The following is a 20,232-nucleotide window of genomic DNA, read 5'->3' on the forward strand; positions in this document are numbered from 1 at the left end:
GTCAGGACGTCCCTTCGGAAGACGTGGCCACCGAAGCCTTGAGGTCCTCCTCCTCGGGGAGTTCTTCGACGTCGACGCCGCGGACCTGGGACAACTCGTGTTTGAGTGCGGCGAGTTCGGTGCCGCCTGCCATGTGGTTGGTGAGCTCTTCGAGGGTGATCTCGCTGCGTTCGGCGGAGAGTTCCATGGTGCCGAGACGCAGGACGCTGAAGTGGTCGCCGACCATGTAGGCGTGGTGCGGGTTGTGGGTGATGAAGATGACGCCGAGGCCGCGTTCGCGGGCGGCGGCCACGTACTTGAGGACCACGCCGGACTGCTTGACGCCGAGGGCGGCGGTGGGCTCGTCGAGGATGAGGACGCGGGCGCCGAAGTAGACGGCGCGGGCGATGGCGACGCACTGGCGCTGGCCGCCGGAGAGAGTGCCGATGGGCTGGTCCAGGTTGTCCAGGACGATGCCCATGTTGCGCAGTTCCTCGTCGGCGGTCTTCTTCATCCGCTCGATGTCGAGACGGCGTACGGGCCAGGGGCCCTTGGTCATCTCGGAGCCGAGGAAGAAGTTCCGCCACACCGGCATCAGCGGCACCACGGCCAGGTCCTGGTAGACCGTGGCGATGCCCTTGTCGAGTGCCTGGCGCGGGGTGGAGAAGTGCACCGGCTGCCCGTCGACGAGGAACTCGCCCTCGGTGTGCTGGTGCAGGCCGGAGATGATTTTGATCAGGGTGGACTTGCCGGCGCCGTTGTCGCCGAGGACGCAGGTGACCTGGCCGGGGCGGACGGCGAGGTCGACGCCGTGCAGGGCGCGGACGTTGCCGTAGGACTTGCCCGCGTTGCGGAGCTGGACGAGGGGATGGTCGTCGCCCTCGGGCGCGGTGTCCGCGAGGATCGCACCGTGGGTGCCGGTCGTGTTGTCGGTCATGAAGGTCACCTCCGGGTCGCGGTGCGCTGGACCCACAGATTGATGAGGACGGCGCCGAGCAGCATCACGCCGAGGAACGCCTTGAACCAGTCGGGGTTCCAGCCGGCGTAGACGATGCCCTGCTGGACCATGCCGAACATGAACGCGCCGAAGACGGGGCCGATCGCCGATCCCGCGCCGCCGGTCAGCAGACAGCCGCCGATGACGGCCGCGGAGATGTAGATCAGCTCCTGGCCGACGCCTTCACCGGACTGCACGGTGTTGAAGGAGAACAGCTGGTGCATGCCGATGAACCAGGCACCGAAACCGACCAGCATGAACAGGGAGATCTTCGTGAACGCCACGGGCACACCGACGGCCCGCGCGGAGTCCTTGTTGCCGCCGACGGCGAAGATCCAGTTGCCGTACTTGGTGCGCAGCAGGACCCAGGTGGCGATGGCCGCGAAGACCAGCCACCACACGATCGTGATCTTCACCTGTACGCCGCCGACGTCGAACGAGGACGCGAAGACCTTCTTGGCCTGGCCGAAGCCGTCCATGTTGCTGATGTCGTCGGTGGCGACGTTGCCGGTGACCAGCTTCGTCACCGCGAGGTTGACGCCCTGGAGGATCAGGAAGCTGCCCAGCGTGACCAGGAAGCTCGGCAGGCCGGTCTTGACCACCAGCCAGCCGTTCAGGAAGCCGATGCCCAGCGAGACCACGAGGGCGGCGATCACACCGACCCATACGTTCATGGTGAGTTGGTAGCTGAGCATGCTCGCGGTGAGCGCGGAGGTGATGACCGCGACACCGGCGGAGAGGTCGAACTCCCCGCCGATCATGAGCAGGGCGACGGGCAGGGCCATGATGCCGATGGTCGACGACCCGTAGAGGACGTTCGCCATCGAGGCGCCCTCGCGCACCGGCGGCGCGGTGATCAGGAAGAACACGTACACCGCGGCGGCACCGAGGAAGACACCGACCTCGGGGCGGGCCAACAGGCGGATGGCCAGCGGGCGTTCGGCGGTCCGGCCGTCGGTCGGCTTGGGGCCGGAGGCCGGCGGTGTGGTCACCGCCGGCTCGGCGTGCTGGGTCATGCTGATCACCGGGTTCCGTTGGCTGCGTACTTGGCGACGGCCGCGACGTTGGTCTTGTCGACGAAGGCCGGGCCGGTCAGTACGGGCTGCTCACCGCCACCGCTGTAGTTGCCGTTGTTCTTGTACAGCCACAGCGAGTCGACCGCCAAGTAGCCCTGGAGGTAGGGCTGCTGGTCCACGGCGAACTGGATCGTGCCCTTGCTGATCGCGGTCGTCAGGTCCTTGTTGAGGTCGAAGGTGGCGATCTTCGCCTTGCTGCCCGCGTCGGACACCGACTGCACGGCCGTCAGCGCGAACGGGGCGCCGAGGGCGACCACGTAGTCGATGGCCTTGTCCTGCGTCAGCTTCGCGGTGATCGTCGACTTCACGGACGGCATGTCGGTGCCGTTGACGTTGAGTGTCTCGACCGAGCCGCTGAACGTCTTCTTCACCCCGTCGCAGCGCTGCGTCAGGCCGATGTTGCCCTGCTCCTGGATGACACAGACGGCCTTCTTGGCGCCGATCGAGTTCAGCTTGTTGCCGAGCGCCTCGCCGGCCACCGTCTCGTCCTGGCCGAAGAACTCCAGCAGTCCGAGCTTCTTCCAGTCGCTGAGACCGGAGTTGAGGCCCACGACGGGTATGTTCGCGCTCTTCGCCTTGCCGATGACGTCCTTGAGGGCGTCGGGCTTGGCGAGGGTGACCGCGATGCCGTCGACCTTCTGGTCGATCGCGTTCTGCACCAGGTTCGACTGGTTGCCCGCGTTCGGGTCCGCCGAGTAGATCAGCTTGATGTTGTCCTTGGCCGCGGCGGCCTCGGCACCCTTGCGGACGATGTCCCAGAACGTGTCGCCCGGCGCCTGGTGCGTGACCAGGGCGACCGTCATCCGAGGAGTGCTGGCCTTGCCCGCCGAGGCGCCGGAGGTGTCCTCCGTGGACTTCTTGCCGCCCGAGCTGCTGGAGCAGCCGGCGAGGGTCAGTGCCGCTGCCGCGGCCACCGCCACGAAGGGGGCCATTCTGCGCGAACGGGAGTGGGAAGAACGGTCCATCTTTCCTGCACCTCACTGTGCTTCAGGGGAAAGGGAGCAATGATCGCAGAGATCCGGGCCCGGGGCCTGCGCAGCCCCGGGTCGTTCGCCGTGGAACACGGCTGTTGCGCTGGGACGGAATCCAATCCCCGGTCGCGCCCGCTGTCAATACTTTGTTAAGACATCATTTCACAAGCAGGTCCGAATGTAAGTACAAACTATTGACAGAGCGCCCCTCCGAGTCCTACACCTGGGAGTCGGCGGTCTTCCGGGACCCGCCCGCCCCCAGCAGCTCAGAGGAGTGTCGCGCATGGCCGAGTCAGCCCAGTCCTTCGACCTGATCACCATGGGCCGTATCGGGGTCGATCTCTACCCGCTGCAGTCCGGCGTACCGCTGGCCCGGGTGGAGACCTTCGGCAAGTTCCTCGGGGGTTCCGCGAGCAATGTGGCCGTGGCCGCCGCCCGGCTCGGCCGCACGACGGCCGTGATCACCCGCACCGGCGACGACCCCTTCGGGACCTACCTGCACGAGGCGCTCAAGGACTTCGGGGTGGACGACCGCTGGGTGACGCCCGTCGCGGACCACCCGACCCCGGTCACGTTCTGCGAGATCTTCCCGCCGGACGACTTCCCGCTGTACTTCTACCGGCAGCCCAAGGCGCCCGACCTGGAGATCCACACCGACGAGCTGGACTACTTCGCGATCCGCCAGGCCCGCGTCTTCTGGATCACCGGCACCGGTCTGAGCGAGGAACCGAGCCGCTCCGCCACCCTCGCCGCCCTCAAGGCACGCGACAGGGCCGGCACCACGGTCTTCGACCTGGACTGGCGTCCCATGTTCTGGACAGACCCGGAAGAGGCCCGGCCCTACTACGCCGAGGCACTGCGCCACGCGACGGTCGCGGTCGGCAACCTCGACGAGTGCGAGATCGCCACCGGCGTCCGCGAGCCGCGCGCCTGCGCCCAGGCGCTGCTGGACGCGGGCGTGGAGCTGGCCGTCGTCAAACAGGGCCCCAAGGGCGTCCTGGCCGTGCACCGCGACGGCACGACCGCCGAGGTGCCGCCCGTCCCGGTCGAGGTCCTCAACGGCCTCGGCGCGGGCGACGCGTTCGGCGGCTCGCTGTGCCACGGGCTGCTGTCCGGCTGGGAGCTGGAGAAGACCATGCGGTACGCCAACGCGGCCGGCGCCCTCGTCGCCTCCCGTCTCGCCTGCTCCACCGCGATGCCCACCGAGTCCGAGGTCGAGGACCTCCTCGCCGGCGCACGCGTGGGCGGCTGACCCACGTGACCGCCCGAGCCTTCCCCGAACGGAGCTTCTCTTGAGCATCAGCATCCCCGACCTGGTCACGGTCAGAGCCCGGCATCCGGAGGCCGTCGCCGAGGCGGCGGCCCGCCGGGTGCGCCGCCCGCTGCTGGGCGACAGCGGCCGGCTGATGATCGTGGCCGCCGACCACCCGGCGCGCGGCGCCCTGGGCGTCGGTGACCGCCGCAGCGCCATGGCGAACCGGGCCGACCTGCTGGAACGCCTGTGCGTCGCGCTGTCCCGGCCGGGTGTCGACGGGGTGCTGGCCACCGCCGACATACTGGAGGACCTGCTCCTGCTCGGGGTCCTGGACGGCAAGGTCGTCATGGGCTCGATGAACCGCGGCGGGCTCCAGGGCGCGAGCTTCGAACTCGACGACCGCTTCACCGGCCACCGCGCCGAGGACATCGCCCGCCTCCGCTTCGACGCGGGCAAACTGCTGCTCCGCATCGACTACGACGACCCGGGCTCGCTGACCACCCTGGAGTCGACGGCACGTGCCATCGACGACATGGCGGCACGCCGACTCCCCCTGTTCGTCGAGCCGTTCATCTCCCGCCGGGTCGACGGCAAGGTCCGCAACGACCTGTCCGCCGAGGCCGTCATCAAGTCCATCGCCATCTCCTCGGGCCTGGGCGGCACTTCGGCCTACACCTGGCTGAAACTGCCCGTCACCGACGACCCGGACGACATGGCCGAGGTCCTGGAGACGTCGACGCTGCCCGCCGTCCTGCTCGGCGGCGAGGTCGGCGACGACCAGGAGGGCGCCTACGAGAAGTGGCGCAAGGCGCTGCGCCTGCCCACCGTCCAGGGCCTGGTCGTGGGCCGCTCCCTGCTGTACCCCGCCGACGGCGGCGTCGAAGCCGCGGTGGACACCGCCGTGGGTCTGTTGTGAACCGGAGGCACACCATGACGAGCGCGTACCACCTTCCCGCAGGCAAGGCCCTGGGCGGCCCCTACGTCGTGGACGTCACCCCCGAGTCGGCCGCGTGGGGCTACTCCAGCCTGCGCGTCCTGGAGCTGCCGCCGGGCGGCGCCCACACCTTCGACACCGACGACAGCGAGTGGATCGTCCTCCCGCTCACCGGCGCCTGCACGGTCTCCGCCGCCGACGACTTCGGCCACGCCACCTTCGAACTCCACGGCCGCGAGAGCGTGTTCACCGCCGTGAGCGACTTCGCGTACGTCCCGAGGGATTCCCGTACGACGATCTCGTCGCCCGGCGGCGGTCGCTTCGCGCTGACCGGCGCCCGCTGCACCCGCCGGCTGCCCGCCCGCTACGGCCCGGCCTCGTCGGTGCCGGTGGAGCTGCGCGGCACCGGCAACAGCAGCCGTCAGGTCAACAACTTCGGCGCGGCCGGGGTCTTCGAGTGCGACAAGCTCATCGCCGTTGAGGTGATCACGCCCGGCGGGAACTGGTCCTCCTTCCCGCCGCACAAGCACGACGAGCACCGGCCCGGCGAGGAGTCCGTCCTCGAAGAGGTCTACTACTTCGAGTTCGCCGACCACGAGGGCACCCCGGGCCTCGGCTACCAGCGCGTCTCCCCGTCCGGACAGGGCCGCAACACGGACGTCCTGGCCGAAGTCCGGGGCGGGGACGTCGTGTTGATCCCGGACGGCTGGCACGGGCCCTCGATGGCGGTGCCCGGCCACCACATGTACTACCTCAACGTCATGGCGGGTCCCGACGACGACCGGTCCTGGCTGATCTGCGACCACCCCGATCACGCCTGGGTGCGCGGCACTTGGCCCGAGCAGCCCGTCGACCCCCGACTCCCCCTCTACACGGCACCGGAGAAGTCCTGATGACCACCCCCACCCGCCGCCTGACCGTCGCGCAGGCCCTGGTGCAGTTCCTGTCGGTCCAGTACACCGAGCGCGACGGCGTACGGCACCGGCTGATCGCCGGTACCTGGGGCATCTTCGGCCACGGCAACGTCGCGGGGCTCGGCCAGGCGCTCCTGGAGGCGGGCGAGGACACGATGCCGTTCCACCAGGGCCGCAACGAACAGGCCATGGTTCACGCGGCAGTTGGGTACGCCCGCCAGCTCGACCGTCTCTCCGCGCAGGCGGTCACGACCTCGATCGGACCGGGCGCCACCAACCTGGTCACGGGCGCCGCGCTCGCCACGGTCAACCGCCTGCCGGTCCTGCTCCTCCCCGGCGACTACTTCGCGACCCGTGCCGCCGACCCGCTGCTCCAGCAGCTGGAGCACCCGGTCGAGGCGGACCTCTCGGTCAACGACACGCTGCGCCCGGTCTCCCGCTACTTCGACCGCGTCAGCCGCCCCGAGGCGCTGATCCCGGCCGCGCTGAACGCGATGCGTGTACTCGCCGACCCGGTGGAGACGGGTGCCGTGACTCTCGCTCTGCCACAGGACGTTCAGGCCGAGGCGTACGACTGGCCGGAGGAGTTCTTCGCCGACCGCGTGTGGCACGTACGGCGTCCGGCCGCCGATCCCTTCGAGCTGGCGGAGGCCGTCGAGGCCGTCCGGTCCGCCGAGCGTCCGCTGATCGTCGCGGGCGGCGGCATCCACCACAGCCGCGCCGAGGAGGCGCTCAAGGCCCTGGTCGACGCCACCGGTATCCCGGTCGCCTCCACCCAGGCGGGCAAGGGCTCGCTCCGCTACGACCACCCGGCGGACCTGGGCGGCATCGGCCACACCGGCACCGCGGTCAGCGACGACATCGCGCGCACCGCGGACCTGGTGATCGGCGTCGGCACCCGCTACACGGACTTCACGACCGCGTCGAACACGCTCTTCCAGAACCCTGCCGTCCGCTTCGTCAACCTCAACATCACCGCGTTCGACGCCCACAAGCTGGCCGCGCGCACGCTGGTGTGCGACGCGCGGGCGGGCCTCACGGCGTTGACGGAGGCACTCGCCGATCACCGTGTGAACTCGGTTTACGAGGCGGAATACCGCGCGGGCAAGGACCGGTGGGAACAGGTTGTTGACACCGCGTTCACCGCGCCCGACGAGAACGCCGTACCGACCCAGACCCAACTCCTCGGCGCCCTCGACGCGGTCGTCGGCGACGACGACGTGGTGATCAACGCGGCCGGTTCGCTCCCCGGTGACCTGCACAAGCTGTGGCGGGCCCGCAGCCCCCGCCAGTACCACCTCGAATACGGCTACTCCTGCATGGGCTACGAGATCCCGGCCGGCATCGGCGTCCAGCAGGCCGCCCCCGACACCCCCGTCTGGTCGCTGGTCGGCGACGGCACCTACCTGATGATGCCGACCGAGATCGTCACGGCGGTCCAGGAAGGCCTCCCCGTCAACCTGGTCCTGATCCAGAACCACGGCTATGCCTCCATCGGCGGCCTCTCCGAGTACGTCGGCAGCGAGCGCTTCGGCACGGCGTACCGCTACCGCGCGGCCGACGGCACCTTCTCCGGCGCCCCGCTCCCGGTCGACCTCGCCGCCAACGCGGCCAGCCTCGGCATGGACGTCCTGCGCGCCAAGACGGTGCGCGAGCTGCGGGAGGCACTGGCCACGGCCCGCGCCTCCGACCGGCCGACCTGCGTCTACGTCGAGACCGACACCGCCACCCCGACCGCTCCCCCCGCCGAGGCCTGGTGGGACGTGCCGGTCGCCGAGACCGCCTCGCGCGAGTCGGCCGTACAGGCCCGCGAGGAGTACGACCGCCAGGTCGCCGACCGCCGCCGCCACCTCTGAACTCCCCTCCCCCGAAAGGCACTCGCACCATGAAGACGATCACCCACTGGATCGACGGCAAGCCCGTCGAGAGCACGTCCGGCCGGTTCGGCCCCGTGTACAACCCGGCGACCGGCGCGCAGGAGAAGCAGGTCGGTTTCGCGACCGTCGACGAGGTGGACGCCGCCGTCGCCTCCGCGAAGGCCGCGTTCGAGAGCTGGGGCACCGCCTCGCTCGCCAAGCGCACCGCGATCCTGTTCAAGTACCGCGAGCTGCTGGACGCGCACCGCGACGAGATCGCCGAGCTGATCACCGCCGAGCACGGCAAGGTGCACTCGGACGCGCTCGGCGAGGTCGCGCGCGGCATGGAGATCGTCGAACTCGCCTGCGGCATCAGCGTGCAGCTGAAGGGCGAGCTGTCGACGCAGGTCTCCAACCGTGTCGACGTGGCCTCGATTCGCCAGCCGCTGGGCGTGGTCGCGGGCATCACGCCCTTCAACTTCCCGGCCATGGTGCCGATGTGGATGTTCCCGCTGGCCATCGCGACCGGCAACACGTTCGTCCTCAAGCCCAGCGAGAAGGACCCGTCGGCGTCCTACCGGCTTGCCGAACTCGCCTCCGAGGCGGGCCTGCCGCAGGGCGTGCTGAACGTCGTGCAGGGCGACAAGGTGGCCGTCGACCGCATCCTGGAGCACCCGGACGTCGAGGCCGTCTCCTTCGTCGGCTCGACGCCGATCGCGAAGTACATCCAGCTCAAGGCGGTCGAGCACGGCAAGCGCGTGCAGGCCCTCGGCGGCGCCAAGAACCACATGCTCGTACTCCCCGACGCGGACCTGGACTTCGCGGCCGACCAGGCGATCAACGCGGCCTACGGTTCGGCCGGCGAGCGCTGCATGGCCGTCTCCGTCGTGGTCGCGGTCGGCGACACCGGCGACGAACTGGTCGCCAAGATCGCCGAGCGCGCCGGCAAGCTGCGCATCGGTCCCGGCAACGACCCGGCGAGCGAGATGGGCCCGCTCATCACCCGCGAGCACCGCGACAAGGTCGCCTCGTACGTCGCGTCGGCCGCCGCGCAGGGCGCCGAGGTCGTCGTCGACGGCACCGGCCTCTCGGTCGAGGGCCACGAGGACGGCTTCTTCCTCGGCGTCTCCCTCCTCGACAAGGTCCCGCTGACGGCGGACGCGTACAAGGACGAGATCTTCGGCCCGGTCCTGGTCGTCGTCCGCGCGGAGTCCTACGACGAGGCCATCACCCTTATCAACAGCTCCCGTTGGGGCAACGGCACCGCGATCTTCACCCGCGACGGCGGCGCCGCCCGCCGCTTCCAGATGGAGGTCAAGGCGGGCATGGTCGGCGTGAACGTGCCGATCCCGGTGCCCGTCGGCTACCACTCCTTCGGCGGCTGGAAGGACTCCCTCTTCGGGGACCTCCACATCTACGGCAACGACGGCATCGCCTTCTACACCCAGGGCAAGGTGATCACCACCCGCTGGCCCGACCCGGCCGACGGCGGTATCAACCTCGGCTTCCCCAGCAATTCCTGACAACCCGTCACACCCCGTGAGGAGGTGCCCCCGTGGCGAAGACCGGTGACTACGCGCGCGCCGCGACCGGATCCCCGCTCGCTGCCCTGCAGTTCGCCCTGGACCGCAACAGTCCGGTGCCGCTGTACTACCAGCTCGCCCAACAGCTGGAGGCGGCGATCGAGCACGGGACCCTCGCGCCGGGCAACCTCCTGGGCAACGAGATCGACCTGTCCGTACGCCTCGGCCTGTCCCGCCCCACCGTCCGCCAGGCCATCCAGTCCCTGGTCGACAAGGGGCTGTTGGTCCGGCGGCGCGGGGTCGGCACGCAGGTGGTGCACAGCCAGGTCAAGCGACCGCTGGAACTCAGCAGCCTCTACGACGACCTGGAGTCGGCCGGGCAGGGACCGACCACGGAGGTGCTGCGCAACGAGGGCGTCCCCGCGACCGCGGATGTCGCGGCGGCCCTCGGGGTCGCGGAGGGCAGCGAGGTCACGCTCCTGGAACGGCTGCGCTCCACGCACGGCCAGCCGGTGGCGTTCCTCCGCAACCACCTCCCGGCGAACCTGCTCGAACTCGACACCACCCGCCTGGAGTCGACGGGCCTGTACCGGATGCTGCGCACGGCCGGCGTCACCCTGCACAGCGCCCACCAGACGATAGGAGCCCGTTCGGCCACCCCCGAGGAGGCCATCCGCCTCGACGAGAAGGAAGGCGCGGCACTGCTCACGATGCAGCGCACCGCGTACGACGACACGGGGCGGGCGGTCGAGTACGGGACGCACATCTACCGGGCGTCCCGGTACGCGTTCGACTTCCAGCTGCTGGTCAGGCCCTGACCGCCCCGGCGGAGTCCAGCCGTTCCCGCTGCGCTGCCGTCAACTCCAGGTCCACCGCCGCGAGGTTCTCCTCCAGCTGGGCCACCGACGACGCCCCCGCCAGCGGGACGATCGGCAGGGGTCCGCCCAACTGCCAGGCCAGGACGACCTGGTTGACGGTCGCCCCGGTCTCCTTCGCCACCTCGCGCAGGGCGGCGAGGCGGGCGGGGGTGCCGGGGTGGTCGTACGCGGCGCCCAGGGGCTTGTCCTCGCGGGTGTAGGCGCCGGCCAGCAGGGGTGAGTAGGCGACCAGGGTCAGGGCGGGCTCGGCGCGCAGGTAGCCGAGCAGGTCGGGGGTGGCACCGCCGAGGCTGCCGTCGGGGAACAGCTCGTGGGGGATGTCCGTGCGGGGCCGAAGGTAGCTGTGCTGGTACTGGAGGACCTCGTAGCCGGGCAGCCCGGCCGCGGCGGCGAGTGCGCGGGCCCGCTCCACGCGCCAGGCGGCGTGGTTGCTGACGCCCAGGAGACCGACCGTGCCCTCGGCGACCAACTCGCCGAAGCCCTCGACGGTCTCCCGCAGCGGGACCGTGTGGTCCTCGATGTGCGCGTACAGCAGGTCCAGTGTGGCCACGCCGAGACGCTCGCGGCTGCGTTCGGCCGACTCACGGATGACCTTCGCGGACAGGCCCTCCGGGTTGTCGATGTAGCTGGTGCCCGGTGCCAGCGGGCGGGCGCCGAGCTTGGTGGCGATGACGATCTCGTCGCCGACGCCGCGGCTGCGCCGCCACCGTCCGAGCAGCTTCTCGCTCTGGCCGCCCTGGCTTCCGTCGGTCCAGAACGCGTAGTTGTCGGACGTGTCGATGAAGTTCCCGCCCGCCTCGACATAGCGGTCGAGCACGGCGAAGGAGGTCGCCTCGTCGGTGCGGGAGCCGAACAGCATCGCGCCGAGCGCGAGCACGCTCACCTCGCGGCGGTGGGCCGGATCGGTGCCGATGGTGCGGTACTTCATGATGGTCCCTCCCGTTCGCGTCCGGTGCTCCGGGCGCGAACGGGAGTCTTCCGCTTGGAGCGCACTTCAAGTCAAGGCCCCGGGCGCCTACTTGGCGAACGGCCCGTCCAGCGCGGCCCATTGGAGCAGCATGATCGTCTTGGCGTCGGCGATCTCCCCGGTGCGGATCATCTCCAGGGCTCTGCGGAAGGGCAGTTCGAGGATCTCGATGTCCTCGCCCTCCTCCTGGAGGCCGCCGCCCTCGTGAGTGCGGGTGGAGGGGCCGTAGGAGGCGGCGTAGAAGCCGATGCGTTCGGTGACCGAGCCGGGGCTCATGTAGACGTCGAAGACGTGCTCCACCTCGCCCACGGTGTGCCCGGTCTCCTCCACCACCTCGCGCCGTACGGCCTCCTCGGGGTGTTCGTCCTCGTCGTCGAGGAGTCCGCCCGGGGTCTCGACGAGCATGCCGTCGGGGTGGCCGTTGACGTACACGGGGAACCGGAACTGGCGGGTGAGCAGGACCGTTTCGCGGTCGGCGTCGTAGAGGAGCAGGGTGGCGCCGTTGCCGCGGTCGTGCGTCTCGCGCTCCTGGGTGGTCCAGGTGCCGTCGGCGTGCCGGAAGTCGAAGGTGGTGGTGCGCTCGACGTACCAGTGGCTGGACAGCAGTGTCACGTCGCGGACTCTGACGCGGGGGTTGCCGGTCAGGTCGAGGCCAGTGCGGTCGAGTCCGGTGCGGCCCCGGCGGTCGGGGGTGTCGGCGCCGGCGGTCATCGGGCACCTGCCGGACGGGAGGGGACGATCGAGTTGTTCATGTCAGACCTCTATCACCCCCGGGTGGGGAATGCGTGATCGAATCCCGTGGCCCGCGAGCCCAACTGGTGTACCGGTTGCGTTGATTCGTCGCGTACCGTCCGCCCGCCCGGGCATCCTGGAAGCATGTCTGAGCACGGTGATCAGGTTCCCGGATACCGGATGATCAGGATGGAGGCGCTGCCGGAGGCCCCGGCGGCGGCCCTCGCGGACGTGGAGGCGTGGCAGGCCCGCGAGGCCTATCCGAACGTCCTCGGTGGCGGCGGCCCGGTGTTCGGCGTGGCCGAGGAGCTGGAGTCCGGCGGATGGCGGATCCTCTCCCTGTTCTCCAGCGGCTACCCGCAGGGCTCGCGCGACACCATGGCCATGACCTTCCGCGAGCGGGCACGGGACGCCGGCGAGGCGGGCGACACGGCCGCCCAGCAGGAGTGGCTGCGGATGGCGGAGCGGCTGGACTGGGAGCCGGTGAACGAACTGGCGGTGCTCGGCCGCCGGTTCCGGGTCGTACGGGCCGACCAGTTCATCCGGATGGGACCGACGGGACCGGAGCCGCCCCGGCCGTCCGACCCCGACCCGGCGAAGGTCGGGCACGGGCACGAATACCGCAGCCGTACCAAGGGGTTCGTGATCGACCCGTTCACGGCGACGGGCATGTCCGAGGGCATCCTGCGGATGGAGCTGCTGTCGCTGGTCCACGCCCGGGGCACGGCTCCCGCCGCCGTACGGAAGGACTCGTTGCGCGCCCTGGAGACGCATCCCGGGGGTGTGCTGCTGCCCGCCGAGTTCACCGCCGCCGAGTACGCGAACGGCGGCTGGCAGCCGACGCAGATGACGAACCCGAGTCCGCAGGGGTCGCGGGACACGCTCACCACCTATCTGCGGGTGATGGCGCCGGTCATGGAGCAGCTCGACGAGGAGACGCGGGCCGAGTACGCGCGGCTGGCCGACCGGATCGACGCGGAGCGCTGCGACGAGATCGAGATCGACGGATGCCGGACGCGGATCGTGCGCGTGGAACGGCTCGTGCGCGTCGGCCCCGACGGTCCCGAGGGCCCGCGCCCCTCCGATCCGGACCCCGAACTGCCCACCGCCGTCCAGGAGAAGCAACTGCGTGAGCAGGGACTGCTGGACGAGGACCGGGAGCTGAGCGAGGAGGAGGCCGAGCAGCGGCGCGTCGCGGAGGAGCAGGCGAAGGAGTTCCTGCGCCTGTTCGAGGAGCAGCGCCTGCGGCGGGAGGCCGCGGAGGGGTCCTGAGCGGGGGGCCCGAGCCGGGGCCCGACCGCGTGGTCCGACCGCGTGGTCCGCGGTCGGGCCCCGTTCGGCATCGGTGTCAGCCCTTGCCGAGCATCTTGTCCATCTGCTCGATCTCGGCACTCTGAGCCGTGATGACATTGCGGGCCATGGCGGCAGCATACCCACCCCGGGTATCACGCCGGGACCGGAGCGCGAAATGCGTCGGTGCCCGTCCCACGACTTCAGTGGGACGGGCACCGCGGTGCCGGTCAGCGCCGCATTGCAGATGCCGGAGCCGGTACCGATGTCCTCGCACTGCGGTAGGTGGAAATCCCGAGCGCCAGCAGCCAATAGCTGAGAATCGCGCCCATCAGCGCGGTGGTGCCCCAGCCGTTCGCCGCGTAGAAATGCGCGGGAGTGTTCCCGAAGAACAGCGACGGCACGAAAACCAGGTTGATCCCGGCCAGGACATAGGCCGACCTGCCGGTCCAGCGCGGCAGCATTTCCGTACGGGAGACGGCGAATCCCAGCGCGGTCAGGAAGAACGCCAGCATGAGCCGGGAGATCGACCCGTAGAGGATGTACGTGCCGCTGACCTCGATCGTCGGGTCGATCGGACGGTCCGCGGCGATCACCGCACCGGCCTCCAGACCACTGGAGACCAGCGTGACCGTCGCGTAGACCAGCCCTGCCGTGAAGGCCATCGAACCGGCCCACTCGTACGCGGGATTCACCCCTTTCACCAGCTCGCGGAACGCGGTCACGAACACGAGCAGAAACGCCAGCGCGACAATCCCGATCAGCAGCCTGGCCAGAACGTTCGCGTCCGGCGGCGGCCCCGAATAGATGAAGTACAGGGGCACTTCGACGATGAGAGCGACAGCGGCGGCGATTCCCGCGCCGCCCGTCAGACGCCTGGCCGACATTTCGTTCATGGGGTCCCCCGGATTTCCGTGCGACGGATTCGGTACGCCATGAATCCTGCCGCCGCCGGCACGCACAGTCCCTGGGCCTGAGGACCCGAATCGGGGGTGTTCCTACCGACACCCCCACGGGACGAGCGGGGGCCGGAGAACACCAGAGGCCGCATCGGATGATTCCGATACGGCTTCTGATCTACGACTTCGAAAAGTCGGGACGACAGGATTTGAACCTGCGACCCCTTGACCCCCAGTCAAGTGCGCTACCAAGCTGCGCCACGTCCCGGTGCGCTTCTCGCGGTGAACCGCGTGATCGCGCGAACAGCACTTTACCCCACGCCCGGGGGTGCGCCGAAGCCGGCACCGGGCGCGGGACAATCCTCGTATGGACGACACATCGTCAGGCGGTACGGCCGGCGCGCGGGACCGGGACGACGAGGGGCGGGCGCGCAATGCCCGGCCTCGGGACGGGCTCGGGCGGCCGTTGCCCTACGCCGCGGACGGCGTGGCACGGCAGCCCGAGGGGGTCGTGCGCGCGCCGGAGGTGACCGTCGTCGAGGCGCAGGCGCTGCTCGACGAGGGGAAACCGTTCCACGCGCACGAGGTGTTCGAGGACGCCTGGAAGTCGGGGCCGGACGAGGAGCGTGCCCTGTGGCGCGCGCTCGCCCAGCTCGCCGTGGGCCTCACGCACGCGGCCCGGGGGAACGTCACCGGCGGGGCGCGGCTGTTGCGGCGCGGGGCCGGAGGCGTCGAGGAGTGGGCGTCCGTGACGGGGCGCGAGCGGCCGTACGGGATGGATCTCGCGGGGGTCGCCGCGTGGGCGCGGAGGCTCGGGGACGACGTGGAGCGGGGCGGCGGGAGTGTGGACGCGCGGGCTCGGGCGCCCCGGCTGCGCGGGGTGTCGTAGCCCGGCCGTTTCACGGGACGCCGTGGCCGGCCGGTGCGGTGTACGGACTGTCAGTGGCGTGGGGCAGACTCGGGGGCGTGCGAAAGATTCATGTCATCGGTATCGGCGCGGGCGACCCCGAGCAGCTCACCCTCCAGGCGGTCGGGGCGCTGCGGAGCACCGACGTGTTCTTCCTCCTCGACAAGGGCGAGGTGAAGTCCGACCTCACGCGGCTGCGCCGGGACATGCTCGACGCGCACCTACCGGAGGGGACGTACCGCCTGGTGGAGGCGCGCGACCCGGAGCGGGACCGGAAGGCCGGCGGCGCCGCGTACTCCCCCGCGGTCGGGGACTGGCGCAGCGCCCGCGCGGACATCTACGAGCGGCTGATCACCGAGGAGTTGGGCGAGGACGAGAGCGGCGCGTTCCTGGTGTGGGGGGACCCTTCGCTGTACGACAGCACGCTCGGCATCCTGGAGGAGATCCTGGAGCGGGGCGCGGTGGAGTTCGCGTACGACGTCGTGCCCGGCATCAGCAGTGTCTCGGCGCTCGTCGCCCGGCACCGCACGGGACTGAACCGGGTCGCGCGGCCGGTGCAGATCACCACGGGCCGGCGGCTGTCCGAGGGGTTCCCGGAGGGGGTGGACGACGTGGTCGTGATGCTGGACGCGCACCAGGCCTTCCGGCGGTACGCGGACCAGGACATCGACATCTACTGGGGTGCCTATCTGGGCACCCCGGACGAGATCCTCGCCTCCGGTCCGATAGCCGAGGCCGCCCCGCGCATCGAGCGGCTGCGCGCGGAGGCCCGTGAGCGCAAGGGCTGGATCATGGACACGTATCTGCTGCGCCGTCACCCGGGTGCCGAGTAGCGCGCGGGGCGGTACCCGAGCGGACCCGCCCACTGTGCAGAGGTAGCCCACCGGTGTGAAAGTGACCTCGTGACAGTCGCCGAGGAAACCGCGCTGCCTTCCGCGCAGCAGCCCCCTGTGCTGGACCCTCGCCGCCGCAACGTCGTCTTCGTGACGATCATGCTCGGCATGCTGCTGGCGGCCCTCGACCAGACCATCGTGGGGACGGCCCTGCCGACGATCGTGTCGGACCTGGGCGGTGCCGCGCACATGTCGTGGGTGGTCACCGCCTATCTGCTGGCGGAGACCGTGGCGACCGTGCTGGTCGGCAAGTTCGGTGACCTGTTCGGCCGCAAGGTGGTCTTCCAGGTCTCGGCGATCGTGTTCATCACGGGTTCGTTCCTGTGCGGTCTCGCCACCGACATGACGCTGCTGATCGCCTGGCGGGCCGTGCAGGGCATCGGCGCGGGCGGTCTGATGGTGACGGCGATGGCGCTGATCGCCGACGTCATCCCGCTGCGGGAGCGCGGCAAGTACCAGGGCGCGATCGGCGCGGTGTTCGGCGTGGCCACGGTCGTCGGACCGCTGCTCGGCGGCCTGTTCACCGACCACCTCACCTGGCGCTGGGCGTTCTACGTCAACGTCCCCATCGCGATCATTGTCGTCATCGCGGCGGCCCGCACCATCCCCGTGGTCAAGTCGACGGTACGGCCCGTCATCGACTACCTGGGCATCGCACTGGTCGCGGTCGGCGCGAGCTCGCTGATCCTGGCGACGAGTTGGGGCGGCAACCAGTACGCGTGGGCTTCGCCGACCATCATCGGCCTGTTCGTCGGCGGCGCGGTCGCGCTCGGTCTGTTCTGCTGGGTGGAGACCCGGGCCGAGCAACCCATGCTGCCCATGCGGCTGTTCGCCAACCCGGTGTTCACCGTCTGCTCGATCCTCAGCTTCATCGTCGGCTTCGCGATGCTCGGCGCGCTGACGTATCTGCCGACCTATCTGCAGTACGTCGACGGCGACTCGGCCACGGTCTCCGGGGTGCGGACGCTGCCCCTGGTGATCGGGCTGCTGATCGCGTCCGTCTTCAGCGGCAACGTGGTGAGCAAGACCGGCCAGTACCGCTGGTTCCCCATCGTCGGCTCCCTGGTGATGGGCGTCGGGCTCTATCTGATGTCCCTCATGGGTCCGGGCACCGGCGCCTGGCTGGAGTCGCTGTACATGTTCGTCCTCGGCACCGGCATCGGCCTGTGCATGCAGGTCCTGACGATCGCCGTGCAGAACACCGTCGAGTACGTCGACCTCGGCACCGCGACCTCCGGCGTCACCTTCTTCCGTACGCTGGGCAGTTCGTTCGGCACCGCCGTCTTCGGCACGATCTACACCAACAGCCTGGGCCCCCACCTCCGCGACGGGATCGCCTCGGCGGCGAAGACCAGCGGACTGGACCCGGCCGTGATCACCAAGGCGGCGACCAGCCCGGAGGGCCTGCACAGGCTGTCGGCCGCCACCGCGGCGCCGCTCATCAACGCCTACGCGGACACCATCCAGACGGTGTTCCGGTGGGCGGTCCCGGTCGCGGTGATCGGCTTCGTCGTGGCCCTGTTCCTCAAGCAGGTCGAGCTGCGCGACAGCGCGCGGATGGGCTCCACCGACATGGGCGAGGGCTTCGCGTCACCGCGCGGCGGCGACTCGCAACGGCTCCTCGAAGCCGCCGTCGGCAAGGTCATCGGCAGCACGGACCTCGACACCGCCCGCCGGATCATCACGGGCTCCGACACCCGGCTGGACATCGCCGGTGCCTGGGCCGTGATGCAGGTCGAGCTGTTCACCAGGATGGTCGGCCACGCGAGCCTCGGCCTGATCGCGGCCCGCCGTCACATGCCCCCGGAGGTCCTCCTCCCGGTGTTCGACCGCATGGTCCAGGAGGGCTACCTGACCCGCGACGGCAACCTCCTCTCGCACACCGCGGCGGGCGAACGCGAGGCCGAGGTCATCGGCAGGGCCTGGGGCAACTGGCTGGAGGAACGGGTACAGCAGGACATCGGCCGCCCGTCGGGCACGGACCTGCGCGCCGCCGTCGACTCCATCGCCAAGCGGCTCCTGGTGGAGGACCTGAGCAGTGGACTGCCGCAGCGTCCGGCGGAGTTGGCGGGCAGCGCGCCCTCCTGAAAACCGGGTGCCCGGCAGGAGCGGCTGTGGTCATACTCGCGGCATGTCCCCGACGCCCGTGCGCTTCCACGACCCCGGCGACACGCTCTGGCATTTCGCGGCGTCGGTGCTGGTGCGCTGCCCGCGCCGCGAACGGATCGCGCACTTCGAGCGACGGCCCCGCACCGCCGCCGACGCCGACGCCGAGGGCAGGCGTCTCCCCCAGTCCCGTGTGATCTGCCGGTCCTGCGGCCTGTGCCGGATCAACACGGGCCGGAACCAGTGCTTCCGGCCGCCCCTGTGGCTGCGGGCCGAGACCAGGCACGGGCAACTGTGGGCGTACCACCTCCCACACCTGGACCTGATCCGGCGGTTCGTCGCCGCCGACCTGCGCGAGCGCGCGCCCTGGTACGACACCGGCCGGAGGATGACGCCGGTCGCCCGCCTCCCTGCCTGGATCAAGAGCGCCGAGAACCGGGACGAGGTACTGCGCGCGGTGGACCGCCTCCGGGCCACGGTCACCGCCCCGGACTGATTCCCAGCCGCTCCAGCACCCCACCCACATCAGGCACCGCGCTCACGCCCTCCGGCAACGGCGGCCGTCGTACGACCACGACCGGAACGCCCGCCTCCCGCGCGGCCGTCAGTTTGGCCGCCGTCGCCGCTCCCCCGCTGTCCTTCGTGACGACCACGTCGATCCGGTGCCCGCGCAACAGCGCCGCCTCGTCCGCCACCGTGAACGGCCCGCGCGCCAGCAGCACTTGGGCGTCCGGCGGCATCGGGGGTCCGGGCGGCTCCACCGACCGTACGACGAAGTGCAGTCGGGTCAGGTGGGCGAAGGCGGCGAGACCGAGGCGGCCGGTGGTGAGCAGGACTCGGCGACCGACTCCGGGCAGCGTGTCCGCGGCATCCTCCAGCGAGTCGACCAGGTGCCAGCGGTCTCCGGGACCCGGCCGCCAGCCGGGCCTGCGCAGGACGACGACGGGCAGCCCGGTCGCCGTCGCGGCCCGCGCCGCGTTCGCGGTGATCGACTCGGCGAAGGGGTGCGTGGCGTCGACGACGGCGTCCACGCGGTGCTCGCGCAACCACGCGGCGAGCCCCTCGGCCCCGCCGAACCCGCCGATCCGTACGTCCCCGGCCAACGCCCCCGGCCGCGACACCCGACCCGCGAGGGAGGTGGTCACCCTGACTCCGGGCCGGGCCGCCAGCTCGGCGGCCAGTTCACGCGCCTCGGTGGTTCCGCCGAGGACCAGGATGTGCGGGGGCATGGGGCGAGCGTACGAGATCACGTGTCAGCGGAGCAGCAACTGCAGTCCGCCCACGATCGTCGCCGCGATCACGAGCTGCTCGAACAGCCGCTGGTTGATTCGGTTCACAGCCCATTTGCCGATCAACGCACCGGGTACGACGAACGCCGCGAGTGCCGCGTCCAGGAGGAGCGAGTGGCCGTCGATGAGGCCGAGGCCGACGCTGAAGGGCACCTTGGTCACATTGACGATGAGGAAGAAGAACGCCGAGGTGCCGAGGAAGCCCAGCTTCCGGAAGCCCGCGGAGAGCAGGTACATCGACATCACCGGGCCGCCGGCGTTGGCGACCATCGTGGTGAAGCCGCCGAGCACACCGTACGAGCGTGCCTTCACGCGCCCGGACCTGGTGGTGACCGAGTCGGGCTCGGCGTCGGCCCCGGTTCCGGCCTCCGCCTTGCGCCGGCGCCACAGGGTGACCCCGGCCATGAACAGCAGGATCGCGCCGATCGAGGTCCGTACGACCGCGTCGTCGGCCCACACCAGGAACAGTGTCCCGATCACGACTCCCGCCGCGACCGCCGGGAACAGCCGCAGCAGCGTGGGCCAGTGGGCGTGCCGCCGGTAGGTGAGGACGGCGAGCACGTCGCCGACGATCAGGAGCGGGAGCAGTACGCCGGTGGAGGCGCGGGCGGGCAGGACAGCTGCGAAGATCGCGAGGCTGACCGTGTTGGCCCCGCTCACGGCGGTCTTGGAGAAGCCGACGAGCAGGGCCGCGGCGGCGAGCGCGGCGAATTCCCAGCCGGATATGTGCCAGAGCGTCATCGTGTTCATGCGAGGACCGATGGTA

General features: G+C 70.4%; 19 protein-coding genes and 1 tRNA gene. 11 read left to right on the plus strand and 9 right to left on the minus strand.

Going from position 1 to position 20,232, the window contains the following annotated elements; translation table 11 throughout:
• Nucleotide 1: 1 nt before the first annotated feature.
• The 3 genes from ACIQBL_RS12400 to ACIQBL_RS12410 are packed head-to-tail and all read right to left on the minus strand — an operon-like array spanning nucleotide 2 to nucleotide 3,017.
• Complete coding sequence (locus ACIQBL_RS12400) at nucleotides 2-916, minus strand: ATP-binding cassette domain-containing protein (protein WP_401940022.1); 915 nt, start codon at nucleotides 914-916, stop codon at nucleotides 2-4.
• A gap of 5 nt (nucleotides 917-921) precedes the next feature.
• The gene (locus tag ACIQBL_RS12405; RefSeq protein WP_401940713.1) at nucleotides 922-1,998 is read right to left on the minus strand and encodes an ABC transporter permease; all 1,077 of its coding nucleotides are present in this window, start codon (nucleotides 1,996-1,998) and stop codon (nucleotides 922-924) included.
• Nucleotides 1,998-3,017, minus strand: a complete 1,020-nt coding sequence (locus tag ACIQBL_RS12410) for a sugar ABC transporter substrate-binding protein (protein WP_401940025.1) — start codon at nucleotides 3,015-3,017, stop codon at nucleotides 1,998-2,000. The genes ACIQBL_RS12405 and ACIQBL_RS12410 overlap by 1 nt, the downstream gene beginning before the upstream one ends.
• Nucleotides 3,018-3,306: 289 nt before the next feature.
• Between ACIQBL_RS12410 and iolC the strand changes: the two genes are divergently transcribed.
• Genes iolC through ACIQBL_RS12440 form a run of 6 tightly spaced genes read left to right on the plus strand, consistent with a single transcriptional unit; the run spans nucleotide 3,307 to nucleotide 10,323 of the window.
• Complete coding sequence (gene iolC, locus ACIQBL_RS12415; protein WP_401940028.1) at nucleotides 3,307-4,275, plus strand: 5-dehydro-2-deoxygluconokinase; 969 nt, start codon at nucleotides 3,307-3,309, stop codon at nucleotides 4,273-4,275.
• Between the two features lie 40 nt (nucleotides 4,276-4,315).
• Complete coding sequence (locus tag ACIQBL_RS12420) at nucleotides 4,316-5,194, plus strand: deoxyribose-phosphate aldolase (protein WP_401940031.1); 879 nt, start codon at nucleotides 4,316-4,318, stop codon at nucleotides 5,192-5,194.
• Between the two features lie 14 nt (nucleotides 5,195-5,208).
• Nucleotides 5,209-6,105, plus strand: coding sequence for a 5-deoxy-glucuronate isomerase (gene iolB, locus ACIQBL_RS12425; RefSeq protein WP_401940034.1), 897 nt, complete (start codon nucleotides 5,209-5,211; stop codon nucleotides 6,103-6,105).
• The gene (iolD, locus tag ACIQBL_RS12430) at nucleotides 6,105-7,982 is read left to right on the plus strand and encodes a 3D-(3,5/4)-trihydroxycyclohexane-1,2-dione acylhydrolase (decyclizing) (RefSeq protein ID WP_401940037.1); all 1,878 of its coding nucleotides are present in this window, start codon (nucleotides 6,105-6,107) and stop codon (nucleotides 7,980-7,982) included. The genes iolB and iolD overlap by 1 nt, the downstream gene beginning before the upstream one ends.
• A gap of 29 nt (nucleotides 7,983-8,011) precedes the next feature.
• Nucleotides 8,012-9,505: a CoA-acylating methylmalonate-semialdehyde dehydrogenase gene (locus ACIQBL_RS12435; RefSeq protein WP_401940039.1), complete on the plus strand. Its 1,494-nt coding sequence runs from the start codon at nucleotides 8,012-8,014 to the stop codon at nucleotides 9,503-9,505.
• A gap of 32 nt (nucleotides 9,506-9,537) precedes the next feature.
• Nucleotides 9,538-10,323: a GntR family transcriptional regulator gene (locus tag ACIQBL_RS12440; protein WP_401940041.1), complete on the plus strand. Its 786-nt coding sequence runs from the start codon at nucleotides 9,538-9,540 to the stop codon at nucleotides 10,321-10,323.
• On the opposite strand, the gene ACIQBL_RS12445 is transcribed toward ACIQBL_RS12440, so the two are convergent.
• The gene (locus ACIQBL_RS12445; protein ID WP_401940043.1) at nucleotides 10,313-11,311 is read right to left on the minus strand and encodes an aldo/keto reductase; all 999 of its coding nucleotides are present in this window, start codon (nucleotides 11,309-11,311) and stop codon (nucleotides 10,313-10,315) included. The two genes, ACIQBL_RS12440 and ACIQBL_RS12445, sit on opposite strands and share 11 nt — an antisense overlap.
• Nucleotides 11,312-11,398: 87 nt before the next feature.
• On the minus strand, nucleotides 11,399-12,061 hold the full coding sequence (locus tag ACIQBL_RS12450; protein ID WP_328827137.1) for an NUDIX domain-containing protein: 663 nt from the start codon (nucleotides 12,059-12,061) through the stop codon (nucleotides 11,399-11,401).
• Between the two features lie 165 nt (nucleotides 12,062-12,226).
• Here ACIQBL_RS12450 and ACIQBL_RS12455 point away from each other — a divergent pair, with 165 nt between their 5' ends.
• Nucleotides 12,227-13,354, plus strand: a complete 1,128-nt coding sequence (locus tag ACIQBL_RS12455; protein ID WP_401940046.1) for a DUF5954 family protein — start codon at nucleotides 12,227-12,229, stop codon at nucleotides 13,352-13,354.
• Nucleotides 13,355-13,602: 248 nt separating this feature from the next.
• Here the strand turns inward: ACIQBL_RS12455 and ACIQBL_RS12460 are convergent, their stop codons facing one another.
• Nucleotides 13,603-14,268, minus strand: a complete 666-nt coding sequence (locus ACIQBL_RS12460; protein ID WP_401940048.1) for a hypothetical protein — start codon at nucleotides 14,266-14,268, stop codon at nucleotides 13,603-13,605.
• 197 nt (nucleotides 14,269-14,465) lie between these two features.
• Nucleotides 14,466-14,539: transfer RNA gene (locus ACIQBL_RS12465), tRNA-Pro, on the minus strand.
• Nucleotides 14,540-14,638: 99 nt separating this feature from the next.
• Here ACIQBL_RS12465 and ACIQBL_RS12470 point away from each other — a divergent pair.
• The 4 genes from ACIQBL_RS12470 (at nucleotide 14,639) to ACIQBL_RS12485 (ending at nucleotide 18,673) form a co-directional block, all read left to right on the plus strand.
• Nucleotides 14,639-15,160 carry a DUF309 domain-containing protein gene (locus ACIQBL_RS12470; protein WP_401940051.1) on the plus strand — a complete coding sequence of 174 codons (522 nt, stop codon included), beginning with the start codon at nucleotides 14,639-14,641 and terminating at the stop codon, nucleotides 15,158-15,160.
• A gap of 77 nt (nucleotides 15,161-15,237) precedes the next feature.
• Nucleotides 15,238-16,011 carry a precorrin-6A synthase (deacetylating) gene (cobF, locus tag ACIQBL_RS12475; protein WP_401940053.1) on the plus strand — a complete coding sequence of 258 codons (774 nt, stop codon included), beginning with the start codon at nucleotides 15,238-15,240 and terminating at the stop codon, nucleotides 16,009-16,011.
• Nucleotides 16,012-16,080: 69 nt separating this feature from the next.
• Complete coding sequence (locus ACIQBL_RS12480; protein ID WP_401940056.1) at nucleotides 16,081-18,159, plus strand: MDR family MFS transporter; 2,079 nt, start codon at nucleotides 16,081-16,083, stop codon at nucleotides 18,157-18,159.
• 43 nt (nucleotides 18,160-18,202) lie between these two features.
• Nucleotides 18,203-18,673 (plus strand): hypothetical protein, encoded by a 471-nt coding sequence (locus ACIQBL_RS12485; RefSeq protein ID WP_401940058.1) that lies wholly within the window; start codon nucleotides 18,203-18,205, stop codon nucleotides 18,671-18,673.
• On the opposite strand, the gene ACIQBL_RS12490 is transcribed toward ACIQBL_RS12485, so the two are convergent.
• Together ACIQBL_RS12490 and ACIQBL_RS12495 are read right to left on the minus strand one after the other, a co-directional pair.
• A complete protein-coding gene (locus ACIQBL_RS12490) occupies nucleotides 18,657-19,406 on the minus strand; it encodes a cobalt-precorrin-6A reductase (protein ID WP_401940060.1) in 750 nt (249 codons plus the stop codon). The genes ACIQBL_RS12485 and ACIQBL_RS12490 overlap by 17 nt on opposite strands.
• A 24-nt stretch (nucleotides 19,407-19,430) precedes the next feature.
• Nucleotides 19,431-20,216 (minus strand): sulfite exporter TauE/SafE family protein, encoded by a 786-nt coding sequence (locus ACIQBL_RS12495; RefSeq protein ID WP_401940063.1) that lies wholly within the window; start codon nucleotides 20,214-20,216, stop codon nucleotides 19,431-19,433.
• Nucleotides 20,217-20,232 lie beyond the last annotated feature (16 nt).

The organism is Streptomyces sp. NPDC088350, assembly GCF_044753545.1.
GTDB lineage: Bacteria > Actinomycetota > Actinomycetes > Streptomycetales > Streptomycetaceae > Streptomyces.

Excerpts from the sequence above, each read along its gene's own strand:
- ACIQBL_RS12485 (WP_401940058.1), top strand. The coding sequence starts at position 18,203 with ATGTCCCCGACGCCCGTGCGCTTCCACGACCCCGGCGACACGCTCTGG.
- ACIQBL_RS12455 (WP_401940046.1), top strand. The coding sequence starts at position 12,227 with ATGTCTGAGCACGGTGATCAGGTTCCCGGATACCGGATGATCAGGATG.
- ACIQBL_RS12450 (WP_328827137.1), bottom strand. The coding sequence starts at position 12,061 with ATGACCGCCGGCGCCGACACCCCCGACCGCCGGGGCCGCACCGGACTC.
- ACIQBL_RS12435 (WP_401940039.1), top strand. The coding sequence starts at position 8,012 with ATGAAGACGATCACCCACTGGATCGACGGCAAGCCCGTCGAGAGCACG.
- iolB (WP_401940034.1), top strand. The coding sequence starts at position 5,209 with ATGACGAGCGCGTACCACCTTCCCGCAGGCAAGGCCCTGGGCGGCCCC.
- ACIQBL_RS12445 (WP_401940043.1), bottom strand. The coding sequence starts at position 11,311 with ATGAAGTACCGCACCATCGGCACCGATCCGGCCCACCGCCGCGAGGTG.
- ACIQBL_RS12410 (WP_401940025.1), bottom strand. The coding sequence starts at position 3,017 with ATGGACCGTTCTTCCCACTCCCGTTCGCGCAGAATGGCCCCCTTCGTG.
- iolC (WP_401940028.1), top strand. The coding sequence starts at position 3,307 with ATGGCCGAGTCAGCCCAGTCCTTCGACCTGATCACCATGGGCCGTATC.
- ACIQBL_RS12460 (WP_401940048.1), bottom strand. The coding sequence starts at position 14,268 with ATGAACGAAATGTCGGCCAGGCGTCTGACGGGCGGCGCGGGAATCGCC.
- iolD (WP_401940037.1), top strand. The coding sequence starts at position 6,105 with ATGACCACCCCCACCCGCCGCCTGACCGTCGCGCAGGCCCTGGTGCAG.
- ACIQBL_RS12495 (WP_401940063.1), bottom strand. The coding sequence starts at position 20,216 with ATGAACACGATGACGCTCTGGCACATATCCGGCTGGGAATTCGCCGCG.
- ACIQBL_RS12490 (WP_401940060.1), bottom strand. The coding sequence starts at position 19,406 with ATGCCCCCGCACATCCTGGTCCTCGGCGGAACCACCGAGGCGCGTGAA.
- ACIQBL_RS12400 (WP_401940022.1), bottom strand. The coding sequence starts at position 916 with ATGACCGACAACACGACCGGCACCCACGGTGCGATCCTCGCGGACACC.
- ACIQBL_RS12470 (WP_401940051.1), top strand. The coding sequence starts at position 14,639 with ATGGACGACACATCGTCAGGCGGTACGGCCGGCGCGCGGGACCGGGAC.